Here is an 18317-nt window from a genome sequence, read left to right as displayed (position 1 = left end):
GGATGAGGCTGCTGGCAAGCTACGGTGTGGGTCTGATCTTTGGGATCGGCATTGCCATCTCGGGCATGGCGAACCCTGCCAAAGTCACGAATTTCTTTGACGTTGCCGGGATCTGGGACCCGAGCCTTGCCTTTGTCATGGGCGGCGCGCTGATCGTCACTTTCATCGGGTACCGGCTGGTGCTGCGGCGGTCCGCACCGCTGCTGGCCCCCGCTTTTCAGCTCCCCAAACGGGCGGATCTGGACGCGCGCCTGTTGCTTGGCTCCGCGGTCTTTGGCGTCGGCTGGGGGATCGCGGGTTTTTGTCCGGGTGGTGCGCTGCCAGCGCTTGGGACCGCCAGGATTGAAGTGTTTGTCTTCGTCGCGGCGCTTGTCTGCGGGATTCTGGTCGCTAAAGCGGTTCAGCACCGCGCGGCCCTCCGGCACAGCGCTGCGTAACGCGCCCTATGGCAGCAGACCCGCCGACCTTTTGCACGACGGCCAGTCGTGGTGTTTCAAAAGCCTTGGCCAAGGGTCGGAGGCAGACAGATGGGCGCATGTAGACACGGCTGGGGTGGCTGTGATCAGCACGGGCCGGAGCGGTGGAGCTGTGTCTGGCCCTCGTCTTTTTCTTTTGTCGACGCCGAAGACAAGCGGCGTCTATGGTGCCCTCTTGCTGCGGGCAATCGCATCGGTCGGTCCCATGGCCAGGACCGGATTGCAGGCAAATGCATCCTTGTTCAATTATTAATGTTCCTGTAATGTTCTGTTTTAAAGCGACGTGTTTTACAGGGAGAGGTGCACCGATGATCAAGGGAAGCTGTTGCTGTGGGGCGGTGAAGTTCGAGCTTTTGGCCGAGCCCTCGATGATGGGCACCTGCCATTGTTCGAGGTGTCGCAAGCTGGGGGCGAGCGTGATCGTTTTCATCAAGAAAGACGATTTGAAATGGGTTCAGGGCAAGGAACACATCGCCGTTTTCCAACCTGTCGAACCCTATAAATACAACAGATGCTTCTGCAAAACCTGTGGTACCTCCTTGGGTGAAATCCTGTCCGAGGATGACAGTTTCCCGATTGCGGCAAATGCGCTGGATGGCGATCTGGCGGTGACAAACCGGTTTCACGAGTTCGTGTCGGAAAAGCCGTCCTGGTACGATATCTGCGACAACGCCAAACAATTTGACGGGCATCCGACCCCGTCGTGACACACGGACGCGCGCGGTAACGGGGCGCGACAGGGTATTGTCTAAACTGTGGCTAAAAATCGAAGTGCATTCCGGAGATCTGCGTACCGCTTCTTAACCGACCTGCGCCAGAAATGGATGTGATCACGCATTCGAGAGCTTTGATATGGCTGCTGAAACTCCGTCCGTAGAAGCTGGACCAGGTTCATTTCTGAGAAAGTCCATGTTTTCGTTGGCCGCATTGGTCGGGTTTGTCTGCGCCATTGTTTTCGGGGTTCATCTGCTGATCGACAGGGCGATCAATCAGGCGATCAAAAGCCACGCGGACATGGACGCCATGACATGGGCCAGGGAGCTTAACGCGAATCTGCTGGCGTCCGACGGGGCGCTGAGCTCCGGGATGCTGACCGAGGATCAGAAGGCCGTGATCGATGCGGCTATTAAGTACGGCAAGGTCTACGCGTTCATCGTCTATGACACGAAGGGCCGGATGGTCTACTCCTCGGATTACGGTGCCCCTGATCCGGGCGCGGACCGCCCGGTCAACCAAACAGCACAGGAGGTGGTGACGTCCGGCACGTCGAATGTGCAGGTGCTGCAACGCATGAGCCCCGCCGGCGACCAATCCGTTTTCGTCGATGCCTTTGTACCCGCAAAAGGGCAGGACGGCAGGGTTATCGGCGCCGTTCAGGTCTATCTGGACAAATCCGAGATCGCTACTTTCTACCACAGCTTCCTGGACTGGATCGGGTTGTTGCTGCCGGTCGTTTGTGCGGTGATCTATGTTGTGCCGTCGGTTGCCTTCGTGATGAAGCGCGAGCAGGCTTTTGCCCGCGGCGAAGACGTCCGCCAGCTGTCGCGGTATGACGCGCTGACCGGGGCCCTGAACCGTCACACCATGAGCACGGAAGCCAAGAAACGCTTTGCGGATCGTGGGCAAGACACACAGATCGGTGTGTTCTTTCTGGATATTGATAAATTCAAGACCGTCAACGACACCCACGGGCATGAGTTTGGAGATGCCTATCTCAAACACATCGCCTCCATCCTGATCGCCAGTGTGCGGGAAACCGACCTGGTAGGGCGTATGGGGGGCGATGAGTTTGTTGTCTGCTTTCCCGATGCCTGTCTCGATCTGCTGGAACGGGTGGGTCAGAAGATGATGCACGCGGCCAACCAACCCTTTGAATACAAGGGCAAGACCATTCAGGGGAGCCTGAGCATTGGTGCTCATCTTGCAGATCCGGATGAAAGCGGGCCGGAAGCGTTGCATGCCGCTGACTTGGCGCTTTACCATGCCAAATCGACTGGGCGAAACAAAATGCAGGTTTACTTCAAGGCCCTGGATACGGCCCTGCTGCGCCGGTGTGAGGTCGAAGCGCGGATGCGGCAGGCGTTCGACAGGAATGAGTTTGAAGTTCACTTCCAACCGCTGTCAAAACCAAGTGATGGATCAATCATCGGGTTTGAGGCCCTGTTGCGTCTGAATGGCGCCGATGGGGCGCCGATCTCTCCAACGGAGTTCATCCCGATTGCTGAGGAAACCGGGATGATCCAGGCTCTGGGGATGCGCACGCTGAGGCAGGCGATTGAAACGGCAAAAACCTGGCCGGATGATATCTTTCTGTCGGTCAACCTGTCGCCAGCGCAGTTCCAGAAGGGTGATCTGGTCTCAGAGATAGAGGCGCTTCTGACCGAGCTGGCATTCCCGGCCGGCCGTCTTGAGCTTGAGGTCACCGAAAACCTTCTGATGGCCGATGAGGAGCGGGTGTCCGCGCAACTGGTCGGGCTGAAGCGCATGGGTATTTCCATCGCGATGGATGATTTCGGGACCGGGTATTCAAGTTTGGGGTATCTGTGGAAATACGACTTCGACAAGCTGAAGATCGACCGGGTGTTTCTGGAAGGATTCGAGTTCGACAACCTGCGATATCGCGAAATCATCGAAACCATCGTCACCCTTGGCCATAAAATGGGCATGCAGGTCACGGTGGAAGGGGTTGAAAACGAAGCTCAGACCGAAATGCTGGATGAGTTTGCATGCGATCAATATCAGGGCTTCCTGATTGGCAAACCAATGCCCGCGGCGCAGGCATTGGAGACGATAAATGCCGAGCGCCCTGGAGAAACATCCGCCGCCTGAACGCAATGGGCTGGTTGCATTGACGGTGTCTCCCGCGCGGTGACGCGTGCCCGTACCGATAGGAAGCTCGAAGGTAACTGCGCGACCGGTCTTGCTTCAGGCTCTTTCCAGCCAATTCCTGAACCTGCGGTCCCCTCGAAGCGCCGCGCAGAGTCTGGGACTTTGGCGTCAGTTGAACGCCATACAATAAAATCGTTGACAGAACTTGTTATCGGTAACATGTTATCGGTAACAAGCGTCTGGCATACGTCATATCTGCCGCAGGGGGAGAATTCATGACCGATTTGTTTTCACTGAACGGCAGCAGAGCGGTGATTACCGGCTCGTCTCAAGGGATCGGCTTTGCGCTGGCCCGCGGACTGGCGGAGGCTGGTGCCGAGATTGTGCTGAACGGTCGCGACACTGCGAAGTTGGATAAGGCTGCGGAAATACTGCGCGGCGAGGGCGCCACGGTCCATACGCTTGCCTTTGATGCCACCGACCATACCGCCGTACGCGCCGCCATCGATGGGTTTGAGGCAGACATTGGGGCGCTTGACGTGTTGGTGAACAATGCCGGCATGCAGCACCGCGCGGAGCTGGAAAACTTCCCGGCGGATGCTTTTGAAAAGCTGCTGCAGACCAATATCGCAAGTGTCTTTCATGTAGGCCAAGCGGTCGCGCGCCATATGATCGGGCGGGGCAAAGGCAAGATCATCAACATCGCCTCGGTTCAAACCGCCCTGGCCCGTCCGGGCATCGCACCTTACACGGCCACAAAAGGCGCGGTGGGGAACCTGACCAAAGGGATGGCGACCGATTGGGCCAAACACGGGCTGCAGTGCAATGCGATTGCGCCGGGATATTTTGACACGCCATTGAATGCGGCCCTGGTGGCGGATCCTGCGTTTTCCGCGTGGCTGGAAAACCGCACACCCGCAGGGCGCTGGGGCAAGGTGGAAGAGCTCGTGGGCGCGTGCATTTTCCTCTCGGCACCCGCCTCGAGTTTCGTCAACGGGCATACGCTTTATGTCGACGGCGGCATCACGGCGTCCCTTTGATGCGGTGCTATGTGCTCATGGGTGTTTCGGGGTGCGGCAAGTCTTCCATCGGGATGGCGCTGTCAGCGCTGTGTCAGATGGACTTCATCGATGGAGATGATCTGCACCCGAGTGCGAACATCCGCAAGATGTCGCACGGGAAACCGTTGGATGACGCGGACCGGGCACCTTGGCTTGCCGAGGTCGGGCGCCGGTTGGCCGATCACGACGGGCGGGTGGTGATTGGCTGTTCCGCGCTGAAAAAGAAGTACCGCGACATGATCCGGGCGGAGGTGCCTGAGCCCGTGCATTTCCTGCATCTGGACGCGTCACCAGAGGTGCTGGCCAGGCGCGTGTCATCCCGCGCGGACCATTTTATGCCGACCAGCCTGCTCGACAGTCAGTTTGCCACGTTGGAGCACCTGGAAGCAGGGGAGTGGGGCAGGGAAATCGACATCGCGCGCCCCTATCGGGATGTAGTCGCACAGTCGGAAAGTTATGTCAGAGGAACCATGATATGAGCGAAAAGATTGCCCTCATCGGGGCAGGGGCCATGGGCGGGGCCATTGGCACCCGGCTGTTGGAGACGGGCAATCGCCTGAACGTCTTTGACCTCGACACCGAAAAGGTTGCGGCGCTGGTGGCGAAGGGGGCGGTTGCCGCGGCCTCTGCGGCAGAGGCGTCACGGGATGTGGATTTTGTGATCACCAGTCTGAACGCCTCGCGCATCGTGGGGCTGGCGGCGTTTGGCAAGGACGGGATCGTCGAGGGTGCCCAGGAGGGCACGGTGATCATCGACATGTCATCGATTGAACCGGATGCCACGCGGAATTTTGCCAAGATGGCAGCCGAGCGTGGTCTGGCCTGGGTCGATAGCCCGCTGTCGGGCGGTGCGCCCAAGGCGCTGATCGGCGAGCTGACGCTGATGGCCGGGGGGGAGGCGAGCGATGTTGAACGGGCGCATCAGGCGTTGAAACATGTCGCCTCGAACTACACCCATATGGGACCGTCCGGGGCGGGGCAGACAACCAAGCTGATCAATCAGGTGCTCTGCGGTCTTGGCTTTCTCGCGGTGGCCGAGGCCACGCAACTGGCGCTGGATGCCGGTGTCGACGCGGAGAAAATACCGCAAGCGCTGAAGGGCGGACGCGCGGACAGCGCGCTCTTGCAGGAATACCTGCCGCGCTTTGCCACCAAGGATTACCGGCGCACGGGCCGGATCGATAATATGGTCAAGGACCTGAACGCGGTGAATGATCTGGCGCGGCAGACCGGGACGTCGATGCCGATGACGGCGCTTTGCGCCGAGATCCATCGCATGTTGACTGCGGCCGGGTGGGGTGGCGAAGACCAGGCCGCCGTGATGGAGTTTTTCAAAGGGGCAAAAGAGGAGCCAGAGGCATGATTACGCGATTTGCGTTGTTTGAAGGAGCGGTGAAACCCGGCAAGACGGAGGCGTTCCGCGCCGCCGTCAAAGAGCGTCTTGTCCCCTTGTGGACCCAATTCCCGGGGAACAGTGATGTGCGGGTGATGTTCAGTGATTACCGGGACGAGGGCGCGCCCGAGTTTCCGCTGATCCTCGCCATCAGCTACCCTGACGCCGCGGCGATGACGGCGGCGCTGGACAGCCCCGCGCGATTTCAGTCTAAAGACGTCACGGGTCAGATCGTAGAGGAATTCTTTGACGGGCGTATTCATCACCATGTCACCGAACGCCATGAATACCGGGCCTGACGGCCAATGAATGCGCGCATCACCATGCGGGACGTGGCGCGCAAGGTCGGCATGTCGCCGATGACAGTGTCGCGTGCGCTGCGCGATGATCGGACGGTCAATGCCGAAACGCGGGCGCTGATCCGCCAGACGGCGAATGATCTGGGCTACATCTACGACACGACCGCGCAGGCGTTTCGCACCCAGCGCAGCGGGTTTGTTGCGGTAACCCTGCCGTCGATCAACAATGCGAATTTCGCAGAGACCTTTCGCGCGTTGTCGGATGGGTTGAGCGGGTCGGGTAGTCAGCTTCTGCTGGCCAGTACGAACTATCGCGCGGGCAAGGAGGAGGAGCTGGTGCGTCAGCTTCTCACCCGCAATCCCGAGGCACTGGTTCTGACCGGCGGTTACCACACGCAGACCACGCGCGATCTGGTCCTGGCGCGGGGCTTGCCGGTGATCGAGATGTGGGATCTGCCGTCGGAGCCCTTGGGGCATGTCGTCGGGTTCTCGAATGCCGAAGCCATGGCGCATGTCGTGCGGCATCTGGCAGACACCGGGCGGCGCAAGCTGGCTTTCGTCGGGGCTTCCAGCGGCGCGGACATGCGCGGGGCGGCACGCCGACAAGGGGTCGTGGATACGGCCGCCGCTTTGGGCCTGCCCGAGGTATCGATGATTGACGCGGGCCCTGCACCGGTGTCCATGCGCCATGGCGCCCGCGCGGTCGCCGAGATCGGTGCGGATCTGCGCAAGTATGACGCGCTGGTCTGTGTGTCTGATCCGGTGGCTTTCGGCTGTCTGAGCGCGTGCCAGAGGCAGGGAATAGATGTGCCCGGCGATCTGGCGATCACCGGCTTTGGCCGGTTTGAAGTGGCGGAGGTTGCGCATCCTAGGATCACGACCGTCAACGTGCACGCCCGGAAGATCGGGGAGCAGGTGGTCTCATTGCTGCATGATGTCGTGGACGCGGAGCAGCCGCTTGAGACGCGGATCATCGACGTCGGCTCCCAGCTGGTGCCGGGCGAGACCAGCTAGCTTTTGTGCGCGGTCCGCACCGTGGAGCCGGGGATCAGGCGAAAACCGATATCGCGACAGGATGGCACCGGTTCATCGGACAGGCGCGCCATCATCATTTCTGCAGCGGCCTGACCCAGTTTCAGGTGCGACACATGCATCGAGGTAAGCCGCTTTGACAGGACGGAGGCGACGGGCAGGTCTCCCCAGCCGGCAATTCCGATATCTCTGGGCACCTCCAACCCCTTGGCACTGCAGTATTGCAGACCCCCAAACGCCATGGAGTCGTTCTGGTAAAAGATGCATTCGATATCCTTGGCGGAGGCGAGTAGCTGCTCTGTCCCGTAGTAGCCCGGATAGTAGGTTGCGGTATCGTGCAGGCAGAGCTGCCGGGTGACCTCTCCACCCCCGCCTTCCACGGCCTTGCAGAAACCGTCCAGCCGGGTCGTGGCCGCATTCGCCGTATCGTGCGATGTGCCCACATATCCGATCTTCCGATACCCGCATCCCACCAGATACCGCCCCATGTCAAAGCCGCTGTCAAAGTGGTTGATGCCGACGCTCATATCGAGCGGGCTGGAGTTCAGATCCCAGATTTCGACGATGGGAATACCGGCATTGCGCAGCATGTCGGCGGCGCGCGCCGAGTGGTACCGCCCGGTCAGGATCAGGCCCGCGGGCTGCCAGGAGAGGACGGTCTTGATCCAGTCCTCCTCCTCCTGCAGCGTGTGCTGTGTAAGCCCCAGAACGGATTGATGCCCGAAGGTGCCGAGCTTGCGGTCGATGCCTTCCAGCACCTGGGAAAATACCTCGTTCCCGAGGTCCGGAATGGAGACCCCGATGAAGGTCGAGTTCTTGTCACCGGCAAAGACGGTCGCCAGGCGATTCGGCAGGTATCCAAGCTGGTCGACCTGCGCCATCACTTTGACGCGCGTCTTTTCCGAATACCCCCCCTCGCCCCGCAACACGCGACTCGCCGTCATCTTGGACACGCCTGCGGCCTCAGCCACCTGACTGAGGCTCACCTTATTGTTTTTGTTGTTCTTTTTATCCATTCGGACGCGTTTATGTTACGGGTAACTTAAAGGTTGACAGAGGCTGCATTCCTCATGGATGCTAACGAAATGTTACGGGTAACTCAACGGGGGAGTTGAGGTCCGAGCTTGGGAGGAGCCAAATGCAAAACCTGCAGTCAGGTTTGTTTTTCGATAGTATCGACAAGCATTTTGGCGGGACCTATGCGCTCAAGGATGTGTCGCTTTCCGTTGCGCGTGGCGAGATCGTTGCCCTGCTGGGCGAAAACGGCGCGGGCAAGTCGACCCTGATCAAAGTCCTCGGCGGCATCCACACGCCGGACGCCGGACGCGTGATGATCGATGGCACTGCTTACCAGCACAAGACAGCCGGTTTCGGAGAGCGCCAGAAGGTTGCCTTCATTCACCAGGATCTTGGCCTGATCGAATGGATGACCGTGGCGGAGAATATCTCGCTTGCGCTCGGTTTCTCGCGCAAGAACGGCCTGATCAAATGGGACGATGTGGAGCGTTTCGCGGTCGAGGCGCTCAAGAAGGTGGATTGCGATTTCGATCCGACCACGCGGGTCGAGGACCTGACCCGGACGGAAAAGTCACTGGTGGCGATTGCCCGGGCGCTGGCGGTGGACAGCGAATTTCTGGTGCTGGATGAGCCCACGGCGTCTTTGCCAGCGGATGAGGTTGAGCGGCTTTTCCGCGCCCTGCGTCCTTTGCGGGACCGTGGGGTCGGCATGATCTATGTCAGCCACCGTCTCGACGAGATTTTCCAGATTGCCGACCGTGTGGCCGTGCTGCGCGACGGGGCGATGGTGGGTCTGCGCAGCATCGCGCATACGACCCCGGAAGAGCTGGTGCAGAAGATCGTCGGGCGCAAGACGCGCGAAACGGTGAAGGGTGCGGAGGCGCCGGGCGCGCCTATCCTGACGTTGAAAGACTTCCGTGTCGCCGGTGTCGGCCCGCTGGATTTCGAATTGCGCCGCAACGAGGTTGTCGGGTTTGTCGGCTTGCGCGGGGCAGGGCACGAGGCGATTTCCCGCGCGCTTTTTGGTCTGGAGGATTTTTCGGGGCAGGTCACGCTGAACGGCGAGACCCCGGATGTCTCCAGCCCGCAAAAGGCGTTGCACTCCGGTGTCGGGCTGGTGGCAAAGGACCGGACTGAGGAATCCGTTGCCATGAGCCTGACGATCCGGGAGAACACTTTTCTCAACCCCGAGGGGATCGGGCGCAAACTGCTGAATATGCTGTCGCCCAAGACCGAGGCGGATCAGGCGGCGATCATCGGCGCTGAACTGGGCCTGTCGCCCAATGATCCGACCCTGGCGATCGAGGCGCTCTCGGGCGGTAACCAGCAAAAGGTGGTGATCGGCAGGTGGCTGGCCACCAAACGCAAATTGCTGATGTGTGAAGACCCGACGGCAGGTGTCGATGTCGGCGCCAAATCCGAAATCTACGCGCTTTTGAACCGCGCTTTGGCCGATGGTGTTGGCATCCTCGTCGTCTCGACCGATTTCGAAGAGATCGCGACCGTCTGCCACCGCGCCATTGTCTTCAGTCAGGGTGCCATCGTCGAAGAGTTGAGTGGCACCCGGCTGACCACGGAAAACCTGATCCAATCCGCCTCCGCCGGAAACATCTCGAAAACAGAGGACGCAGTCGATGCAATCGCTTGAATCCAGCGCACTGGAACCCACCAAGGCCGATCTGAAAGGCCTGCCCATGGGCAAACGCATCACCCGATTTCTGCCGGTCTACGGTCTGGTGATCCTGACGATATTCCTGATCGGGCTGTTTTCCGTGCTGCTGCCGAACACCTTCCCGACGATGCTGAACCTGCGCGCCATCATCTCGGATAAGGCGATCATCGCCTTGCTGTCCCTTGGTGCGATGATCCCGATGGCCGCCGGGCGGATTGACCTGACGGTCGGTTACGGGATTGTCCTGTGGCACATTCTGGCGATCAGCCTGCAGACCATGCTCGGGCTGCCCTGGCCCATCGCCGTGGCGGTGGTGCTGGTGCTGGGCGCAACGGCGGGGTTCCTGAACGGTCTGCTGGTGGAGGTCGCCAAGATCGACAGCTTCATCGCGACGCTCGGCACGGGCACGGTTCTCTATGCGCTGGCGCTGTGGCACACCGGCGGGCGTCAGATGGTGGGGCTGCTGCCGGATGGTTTTTACGCGCTCAACACCACCTTTGTCTTCGGGCTGCCGATCACCGCCTACTACCTCGTGGTGATCACCGTGGTGATGTGGGTGGTGCTCGAATACACGCCCATCGGCCGCTACCTCTATGCCATCGGGGCAAACCAGAAAGCCGCGCAGCTGAACGGCATTCCAACCCGTAAATATGTGATCGGCGCCTTTGTCGCGTCGGGCACAATGACGGCGCTGGCCGGTGTGCTGCTGGCCTCGAAGCTGCGGATCGGTCAGGCCTCTGTCGGTCTGGAATTCCTGCTGCCCGCGCTGGTCGGGGCCTTCCTGGGATCCACCACGATCAAACCGGGGCGGGTGAACGTCTGGGGGACAATTGTCGGCGTGGTGATCCTCGCCGTTGGCATCTCGGGTATTCAGCAGTTTGGCGGATCCTTCTGGGTCGAGCCGCTCTTTAACGGCGTGACCCTGCTCGTTGCCATCGGCATCGCGGGATACGCGCAACGTCGCAAAGGCGCAGAAAAGCGCTGAATTGAAATCATGCATTGGGAGGAAAACATGCAAAAGAGAACATTCATTAAGGCCGCATTGGCCACGACCATCCTGACAGCGCTGAGCGCGCCAGCCTTTGCTGCAGGCGCCTGGGACGGCCCGACAACCGGCCCGACAGCGGCGGAGGGTAAATCCATCGTCGTGGTGGCGGGCGATCTGAAAAACGGCGGCATCCTTGGCGTGACCGAAGGCGTCGAAGAGGCTGCCGCCAAGATCGGTTGGGAGGTGCGCGTGCTGGACGGCGCAGGTTCCATTCAGGGGCGCACGGGCGCGATTGGTCAGGCGCTGGCCTTGCAGCCCGACGGCATCATCATCAACGGCTTTGACGCGGTGGAACAGCAGGCCGCTCTCGAGGGCGTGGTCTCAGCGAACATCCCGATGGTGGCCTGGCACTCCGGCCCCGTGATCGGTTGCGATGCCCCGGGCGGCATCTTTGCGAATGTCTCCACGGACGCGATGACCGTATCGGAAGTGGCCGCAAAATGGGCGATTGAGGATGGCGGCAAAGACATCGGCGTGGTGATCTTCACCGACAGCACCTATCAGATCGCCATCGACAAGGCGGACCGTCTGAAAGAGACGGTCGAAGCCGCGGGCGGCAAGGTGCTGGAATATGTGGACACGCCGATTGCCGATACCTCTACGCGTATGGGGCCGCTGACCACGAGCCTGCTGCAGAAATACGGCGACAGCTGGACACATGCGCTGGCGATCAACGATCTCTACTTTGACTTCATGGGCCCGTCTCTGGCCGCGGCCGGGTTCTCGCCCGACAAGGGCCCGCAGGCAGGCTCTGCCGGGGATGGGTCCGAGGCGGCCTTCCAGCGTATCCGGTCCAACGGCTATCAGGCGATCACCGTGGCAGAGCCGCTGAACCTGCAGGGGTGGCAGCTGGTGGACGAGCTGAACCGCGCGGTGCAGGGCGAGGCCTGCTCGGGCTACATCACCTCGCCTGCGCTGGTGACACAGGAAGGTCTGGCGAAACTGGGCGACAGCAACCAGTTCGACCCCGACATTCCGTACCGGGATGCCTATTCCAAGATCTGGAATCAGTAAGTTCTCCCAGGCGCGGTCCTCGTTCCGACACGGAGCGGGGGCCGGCCAAGTTCAATCCCCTATCGCGACCGTCGCCCCCTTGCGGCGCCCGCCAACCCAGACCGGAGACGCAACGATGACAGACCAACCTCTCATAGACATGCGAGGGATCACCAAACGCTTTGGCGGTGTGACCGCGTTGTCAGGTGTCGACCTGACGGCTTACCCCGGAGAGGTGCTCGCAATTGTCGGTGACAACGGCGCGGGCAAATCCACGCTGATCAAGATCCTGACGGGCGTCTACCAACCGACCGAAGGGGAAATTTACCTCGACGGGAAAAAGATTGAATTCGCAAGCCACGCCGAAGCCATCGAGGTGGGCATTGATGCTGTTTATCAGACGCTGGCGCTGGCCGATCATCTCGATCCGGCAGCCAATATGTTTCTGGGCAATGAGCTGACCAAGAACGTCCTCGGCCTCAATATGCTCGACAACAAAAAGATGCGCTCCGAGACCGAACGCGTGTTGATGGATCGGCTGGGCGTGAAGCTCAAGTCGCTCGATGCCCCGACCGAGAGCCTGTCCGGCGGACAGCGGCAGGCCGTGGCCATCGCCCGCGCCGTTTACAGCGAAGGGTTGCGGGTGCTGGTGATGGATGAACCCACCGCCGCTCTTGGTCCGCAGGAAACGGCACGCACGCTCAAGCTTATTCAGACGCTGAAGGCGCAGGGACTGGCCGTCATCCTGATCAGCCATTCGCTGGATGATGTCTTCGAGGTCTCCGACCGCATTCATGTGCAGCGGCGTGGCCAATGTGCGGGCGTTGTCGAGACCGCACAAAGCAATAATCAGGAGGTCCTCGGCCTCATCGTCGGCGCGGAGGAAGCAGCATGACAACCGCAGCAAAACCACTGACTGAACGGCTTGAGCCCTATATCGCGATCATCGGTCCGATGGTGATGATTCTGGCGATCCTGCTGTTCATGGGCGCGGTCGAACCGGCCCGGTATTTCCGCGCGACAAACATCAACCTGATCCTGCTGGATGCGGCACTCTATATGCCCATGGCGATGGCCATGACCTTTGTCATCACGCAACGTGGCATTGACCTTTCCATTGGTTCCATCGCCGCCCTGTCGGGCATCATGATGGCCTTTTTGATCAAGCAATACGGGTTTTCCGTCTATGTCGCGGTGCCCATTGCGATCATGCTGGGGGCCTTGATGGGGCTGATCAACGGGCTGATCATCACGCGGCTGAACGTGCCTGACCTGATCGGGACACTGGCCATGGACCTTGTCTACCGCGGCTTTGCGCTGGTTCTGGCCAAGGGTCTTGTGCTGGCCCGTTTCCCTGATTTCCTGACGGATATCGGGCGCGGACAGATCCCCGGCTTCGTGCCCATCCCAGTGCTGATCGGTGTGGCCACGATGATCGGCGGCTACGTTCTGCTGACCCGCAGCTACTTCGGGCGCTACACCATTGCCATCGGTTCCAATCCGGAGGCGGCGGAGCTGACGGGGATTGCGGTCAAACGGCACAAGGTCTTTGCCTATGTGCTTTGTGGTGCGGCGGCGGCCCTTGCGGGTGTGATGCTGACCGGCAAGCTGAACGCCATTCAGGCAACATCGGCGCCCTATTTCAACCTGCACGTCATCGCGGCGGTGGTTGTGGGCGGCACGTCCCTCTTTGGGGGCCGCGCGTCGATGCTGGGGTCTTTCGCCGGTGTGCTGCTGCTGAGCATGATGATCAACGCGCTGGTGACCCTGCGCATCGAATTCTTCTGGCAGTCCGTGGCTTCCGGCGTGGTGATTGTCAGCTCGGTCGCCCTCTACACCTGGATGCAAAAGAAAGACCGGGACGGGGCAGGCGGCCTGCTTGCCGGTCTGATGACCCCGGAAGGACAGAAAATGCTGCGCTTCAGCGCGGCCCTGATCGGTGTCCTGATCGCGCTTCTTGCGGTTGGTGCATTGTTTGCCACGACACCCGGTGCAAGCGGGTAAGTGGCGTAAGACGCGAAAGGACAGGTCGGGGTTTTGCGCCCCGGCCAAGCCGAAAAATTTCGCATTCAATACTTGGGAGGAACTACCATGAAACTATTTTCAACCACTGCTCTGGTCGCCAGTGTCGTATTCGCGACATCCGCTTTGGCGGACGGCCACGCCACACTGCCGCTGAAAGAGTTGGACGGCATCGCGGATCGCAACTACTGGGTCCCCGGTGAGGTGAACGCCGAGGGCGCTTTGGAAAAGCTGCAAGAGGTTGTCGGCTCCGAGGCCGTGCAGTTCTCCGGCACTCTCGACAAGCCGGTGCAAATCGCGCTGATTTACCCGTCCGCCGACACATCCGACTTCTGGGCGCGCAACTACCTGGCACTGACCAAGCGTCTGGAAGAGCTGGGCATCCCGTTTGAAACGACCGAATTCGCCAGCCGTCAGATCGAACATTCGCTGCAGGCGACATATGCCAGCCAGGTGGAACAGGACGCGGATCTTTATGATTACGTGATCTTTGGCCCCTCCGAACTGGAAATTCAGGCGGACAACATCGACAAGCTGTCCGGTAATGACGGTTTCGCCACTTACGTCTGGGCGTTCCACACGCCGCTGAAAGACTTGACCAACCAGCCCGATGCCTGGTTCGATTTCTCCTCGGCAGCCGGTGCGTTGACCATGTGTGACTACATGCTGGGCCGTCTGGGCAATGATGTGACCATGGCGATGAACCGCGGCATTCCCGGCATCACTGACAACCAGCGTTCCGGTGATTTCAAAGCCTGTGTCGAGGAAAAAGGCAACTGGACGACGGCCTATGAACACTATGGTGAGTACCAGCGCGAAGGCGGGTTCGAAGGCACGTCCCTGATCCTGCAAGCCTATCCGGAGGCGGCCATCATCCACAATGCGAACACCGCCATGGCAATGGGCAGCGTCGAGGCGCAGGTGTCCCAAGGCAAGGAGAAAGAGATTTTCTCAACCGGGTGGGGCGGCACAGGTCTGGAGCTGGACGCGATCCGGCGCGGCGAGCTTGATGCCACCCCCATGCGGATGGGTGACGACGTAGGTGCCGCAACGGCCGAAGCGATCAAGGCCGACCTGGAAGGCCGTGCAGATGAGTTGCCGATGGTGTTCCTGGGGCGCATTACCGTGGCTCATGACCAGATGAGTGCCGACGAGATCGACGCGCTGGAACAGGAAGCCTTCCGCTTCTCCGGCGTGGGTGCCTTGGAGCGCTAAACCATCCTGCAAGGGCCGGTTCAACATCGGCCCTTGCGATCCCACACGGCATTTTTCCGTATGCCCTATCTCAAAGGCGAACCATGTACTTTGAAAAGACCCTGAAACTGACACATCTCGCCGTGATGGAGATGCTGCGTGGAGCCATCGCCAAGGCGGACGAGATCGGCCAGCCGCAGTGCATCGTCATTGTGGATGCAAGCGGTGTGACCCTTGGTCAGATCAGGATGGACGGTGCGAAGTACCTGAGCCTGAAAAGTGCGCTGGCCAAGGCGCGCACAGCCGCCTCCATCGGCGGTCCAAGCGATGCGATCCCGGAGGCCGTTGGCCTCGCAATCGCTGCCGCAACAGAAGGTGAGGTGACGCGGTTGGGCGGCGGCTTGTCCATTTACAGCGACGGCATTCGACTGGGCGGCATCGGCGTCGGGTCCGGGTCCCCGGATCAGGATAAGGCTGTCGCCGAGGCCGCGATCACGGCCATTGGGGCGACAACGTCACACGGATAGCAATGAATGAGACGGCGGCAGCGTCTTGTCCCGGCCTCTTTTCTCTCAGATCCCAAGAGAGGTCACCGGACGTAGACTCTGATGACACGACCTCAGATTGTCGGGGTGGTGCGGAAAGGCTCGCTGAATGATTTTGAACTCAAGGTTTGGCGTCACGGAAAACGGGTGTATTGCCCGACCAATGTCGGCTAACCTTGTTGGATCGCGTTGGAATGTTGCGGGTATCGCTGGGCTGGTCCGGCAGTCAGAAGATGCGACGCCCGAGAGACGTGGGCCATTCTATCCACTCAGCAAAGAGGCTCAAAACCCGGCGTTAGAGTCAGCTGCCTCCAAGATGACTTGTGACGCGCATCTTCGTTGACCCCTAGCGCCTCACCGACATGTGCGATCCAGACCAACTGATGGCTTCGGTCAAAAGGACGTTTCCCTAGAATATCTTCCGGTCTCTCGATCTGGAGGCTGACCGTCGAATTCGAGATCATGCTTCATGCCACGTAACAATCATCTCTTTTAAATGTCCACGGCATGCCTATCGTGAAAGTGGCGGTGACGGTCATATCAGGTCCGTCTGCGCGCTGTACGCTCGAGGCAACCCGCATATCCCCCTTGGGAAATGCCGCTACCGGGCAGGATTGGCGTATGAAGTGGTGCCATCCTATCCATAGAGTGCGCGCCAAGCCACGAAAGGAGTGCAAGACAATGGGGACGGAAAGCCATCAACGGAAACAGGATCAGTTTGACCAACTTCACCGTGCCAGTCAGGCGTTTTTGATGCCCAACGCCTGGGATGCGGGCACAGCCCTTGTTCTTGAAAACCTTGGTTTTCAGGCTCTTGCAACAACAAGCGCGGGCTTGGCATTCTCGATGGGTATCCGCGATTCCAGTGGAGCCCTGACCCGTGATCACGTGCTCCAAAACGCACGCGCTATCGTTGACGCAACCAGTCTGCCGGTTTCGGCGGATCTCGAAGATGGCTTTGGCGCCTCACCTGATGCCTGCGCGCAGACCATCCGGGAGGCGATCGAGATCGGGTTGTGCGGCGGGTCCATCGAAGATGCGACAGGCAACCCGGCTGATCCGATCTACGCGTTCGACAAGGCCGTCGAGCGGGTCCGGGCGGCCGTGGACGCAAAAGCCAAAACGGGTTTTCTGATCACCGCGCGCGCAGAGAATTTCATCCATGGTCGCCCTGATCTGAAGGATACAATCCGGCGCTTGCAAGCATTTGAAGACGCAGGCGCAGATGTCGTTTACGCACCGGGGCTTCCGGACCTCGCGACCGTTCGCCAGATATGTAAATCCGTGTCCGTGCCGGTTAACGTCGTCGTCGGTCTTTCGGCGACATCCTATAGCGTCGATGATCTCTCCGCCGCGGGTGTCAGACGCATCAGCACTGGCGGTTCACTCGCCCGCGCGGCCCTGGGAGAGATGATCCGCGCCGCGCAGGAGTTGAAGGAGTGTGGCACATATTCATATGCTGCCGATGCGATCTCTGATGCCGATGCCGCGCGTCAAATGAGAGCCCCGACACGTGCCGCGCGCTGACAGGGGGGTGTCGTCATCCTGTCCTGAAGGTTCTCAGGGTTCGTGCGCATGTCTGCCAGGAATTTCTTCATCTACTCTTCGTTTTCATGATGTTAACGGCCCGAAGACTTTCCAGCGCAGTTTACTACGCAGTCACTGAGGTGACATCCAAACACGGTTCTTATTCACCATAATCAACCTTATAAGTTGGGTGCATCGCTGGCCCAAGTTGAACTACGTTGGTGCTGATCAAAGAGAGCTAGGCAGATGTGGGGCCGACATTGACCGCACAAATCCTGGCCCAGTAGCACGGGGTTAACGCCTCACGCGAGGTGCCGCGCGAACGGGCGCACGACTTAACCGCCATTCAAGTATATCAGATATTGCTTTGATCGGCGGCCACTTCCAGCAAAAGACCACGCAGGAATTTCTGAACAGTTTCGTGCCGTTTCGCCGCAAGCGTGCCTCCAGTCAAAGTCTGGAACGAAGCAGACAGCCGCAGGAGTTTTGTTTGAAAATGGTCGATAGCGAAAGTCAGATCATCAAGGTCTCGGTTTGACGCTGCAGGGTCGTGAGGATCGTAGATTGCCCTTCCAAGGCGCCCTGAAACGTAGAAACATCGGGCAATTCCGATGTACCCGATTGCATCCAGGCGATCCGCATCTTGCAGAATCTGAGCTTCCAAGGTCTTTGGCTCGACACCAGCTGAAAAGCTATGTGCTTCAATAGCATGTGCGACCATGCCCGCTGTGTCTTTCTTCCATCCCAGACCCGAGAGTATTCCCAACGCTTTTTCCGCTGCCATGCGAGAGGACGAAGACCTGAGTGGCGAGTCCTTCGGTATGTCAACGCAATCATGTAGCAGTGTTGCAGCGGCCAGAATTCTATGATCACCACCTTCTTGTGCGGAGATGACCTGAACGTTGCGCCACACCCGGAGAAGGTGGGACACGTCATGTGACCCATCATCAACCGTGCCAAGTGCGTATGGGGCCAGTTCCATGGCAATGTCGTCGCAAGGGGTGAAATGCTCAGCAAAATTCATACTTTTGATGTATCGAGGCAAACCATTGGTCGCAATGCTGCATCAGGTGAAGGAGCTCAAACCCGCGCTGCAGTGGAGTAAACGACCCGGGTCCACCGGTCCAGCCAAGGTCGGCAACCCAGACTTCAGCGGCATGCGGTCAGTTGATCGGAGTCCGTAGGCCCTTCGCACTCCCTAGCACAGGT

General features: G+C 59.8%; 18 protein-coding genes. 16 read left to right on the top strand and 2 right to left on the bottom strand.

Going from position 1 to position 18317, the window contains the following annotated elements; translation table 11 throughout:
- The first annotated feature begins 2 nt into the window (after positions 1–2).
- From ISX84_RS20505 to ISX84_RS20470, 8 genes are all read left to right on the top strand, one after another.
- Entirely contained in the window at positions 3–437 is a 435-nt protein-coding gene (locus tag ISX84_RS20505) for a DUF6691 family protein (RefSeq protein ID WP_195822276.1), read from the top strand.
- Positions 438–784: 347 nt separating this feature from the next.
- On the top strand, positions 785–1183 hold the full coding sequence (locus ISX84_RS20500; protein ID WP_195822275.1) for a GFA family protein: 399 nt from the start codon (positions 785–787) through the stop codon (positions 1181–1183).
- A gap of 202 nt (positions 1184–1385) precedes the next feature.
- Positions 1386–3305 (top strand): putative bifunctional diguanylate cyclase/phosphodiesterase, encoded by a 1920-nt coding sequence (locus tag ISX84_RS20495; protein WP_195822274.1) that lies wholly within the window; start codon positions 1386–1388, stop codon positions 3303–3305.
- Positions 3306–3580: 275 nt separating this feature from the next.
- Positions 3581–4345 carry an SDR family oxidoreductase gene (locus ISX84_RS20490; protein ID WP_195822273.1) on the top strand — a complete coding sequence of 255 codons (765 nt, stop codon included), beginning with the start codon at positions 3581–3583 and terminating at the stop codon, positions 4343–4345.
- Positions 4345–4845, top strand: a complete 501-nt coding sequence (locus tag ISX84_RS20485; protein WP_229884462.1) for a gluconokinase — start codon at positions 4345–4347, stop codon at positions 4843–4845. The genes ISX84_RS20490 and ISX84_RS20485 overlap by 1 nt, the downstream gene beginning before the upstream one ends.
- Positions 4842–5729 (top strand): NAD(P)-dependent oxidoreductase, encoded by an 888-nt coding sequence (locus ISX84_RS20480; protein WP_195822272.1) that lies wholly within the window; start codon positions 4842–4844, stop codon positions 5727–5729. The genes ISX84_RS20485 and ISX84_RS20480 overlap by 4 nt, the downstream gene beginning before the upstream one ends.
- A complete protein-coding gene (locus ISX84_RS20475; protein ID WP_195822271.1) occupies positions 5726–6058 on the top strand; it encodes an antibiotic biosynthesis monooxygenase in 333 nt (110 codons plus the stop codon). The genes ISX84_RS20480 and ISX84_RS20475 overlap by 4 nt, the downstream gene beginning before the upstream one ends.
- A gap of 6 nt (positions 6059–6064) precedes the next feature.
- Positions 6065–7072, top strand: coding sequence for a LacI family DNA-binding transcriptional regulator (locus tag ISX84_RS20470; RefSeq protein WP_195822270.1), 1008 nt, complete (start codon positions 6065–6067; stop codon positions 7070–7072).
- Here ISX84_RS20470 and ISX84_RS20465 read toward each other — a convergent pair.
- The gene (locus ISX84_RS20465) at positions 7069–8076 is read right to left on the bottom strand and encodes a LacI family DNA-binding transcriptional regulator (protein WP_326838777.1); all 1008 of its coding nucleotides are present in this window, start codon (positions 8074–8076) and stop codon (positions 7069–7071) included. The genes ISX84_RS20470 and ISX84_RS20465 overlap by 4 nt on opposite strands.
- A 152-nt stretch (positions 8077–8228) precedes the next feature.
- Between ISX84_RS20465 and ISX84_RS20460 the strand changes: the two genes are divergently transcribed.
- The 8 genes from ISX84_RS20460 (at position 8229) to ISX84_RS20425 (ending at position 17108) form a co-directional block, all read left to right on the top strand.
- A complete protein-coding gene (locus ISX84_RS20460; RefSeq protein ID WP_195822268.1) occupies positions 8229–9755 on the top strand; it encodes a sugar ABC transporter ATP-binding protein in 1527 nt (508 codons plus the stop codon).
- On the top strand, positions 9742–10764 hold the full coding sequence (locus ISX84_RS20455; RefSeq protein ID WP_195822267.1) for an ABC transporter permease: 1023 nt from the start codon (positions 9742–9744) through the stop codon (positions 10762–10764). The genes ISX84_RS20460 and ISX84_RS20455 overlap by 14 nt, the downstream gene beginning before the upstream one ends.
- Positions 10765–10791: 27 nt before the next feature.
- The gene (locus ISX84_RS20450; RefSeq protein ID WP_195822266.1) at positions 10792–11841 is read left to right on the top strand and encodes a substrate-binding domain-containing protein; all 1050 of its coding nucleotides are present in this window, start codon (positions 10792–10794) and stop codon (positions 11839–11841) included.
- A gap of 115 nt (positions 11842–11956) precedes the next feature.
- Positions 11957–12715: an ATP-binding cassette domain-containing protein gene (locus tag ISX84_RS20445; RefSeq protein ID WP_229884461.1), complete on the top strand. Its 759-nt coding sequence runs from the start codon at positions 11957–11959 to the stop codon at positions 12713–12715.
- Positions 12712–13824, top strand: coding sequence for an ABC transporter permease (locus tag ISX84_RS20440; protein ID WP_195822265.1), 1113 nt, complete (start codon positions 12712–12714; stop codon positions 13822–13824). Before ISX84_RS20445 ends, ISX84_RS20440 begins: the two co-directional genes overlap by 4 nt.
- Positions 13825–13911: 87 nt before the next feature.
- Positions 13912–15057: a substrate-binding domain-containing protein gene (locus tag ISX84_RS20435; RefSeq protein WP_195822264.1), complete on the top strand. Its 1146-nt coding sequence runs from the start codon at positions 13912–13914 to the stop codon at positions 15055–15057.
- Positions 15058–15140: 83 nt separating this feature from the next.
- Positions 15141–15563, top strand: a complete 423-nt coding sequence (locus ISX84_RS20430; RefSeq protein ID WP_229884460.1) for a GlcG/HbpS family heme-binding protein — start codon at positions 15141–15143, stop codon at positions 15561–15563.
- A gap of 699 nt (positions 15564–16262) precedes the next feature.
- Positions 16263–17108 carry an isocitrate lyase/PEP mutase family protein gene (locus tag ISX84_RS20425; protein ID WP_195822263.1) on the top strand — a complete coding sequence of 282 codons (846 nt, stop codon included), beginning with the start codon at positions 16263–16265 and terminating at the stop codon, positions 17106–17108.
- A gap of 355 nt (positions 17109–17463) precedes the next feature.
- On the opposite strand, the gene ISX84_RS20420 is transcribed toward ISX84_RS20425, so the two are convergent.
- The gene (locus ISX84_RS20420; RefSeq protein WP_195822262.1) at positions 17464–18132 is read right to left on the bottom strand and encodes an HD domain-containing protein; all 669 of its coding nucleotides are present in this window, start codon (positions 18130–18132) and stop codon (positions 17464–17466) included.
- Positions 18133–18317: the final 185 nt, after the last annotated feature.

This window comes from Roseobacter sp. MH60115, assembly GCF_015644665.1.
Taxonomy (GTDB): Bacteria; Pseudomonadota; Alphaproteobacteria; order Rhodobacterales; family Rhodobacteraceae; genus Roseobacter.
The sequence above is the reverse complement of the archived record's forward strand: the minus strand, read 5'-3'. Positions and strand labels throughout refer to the sequence as shown.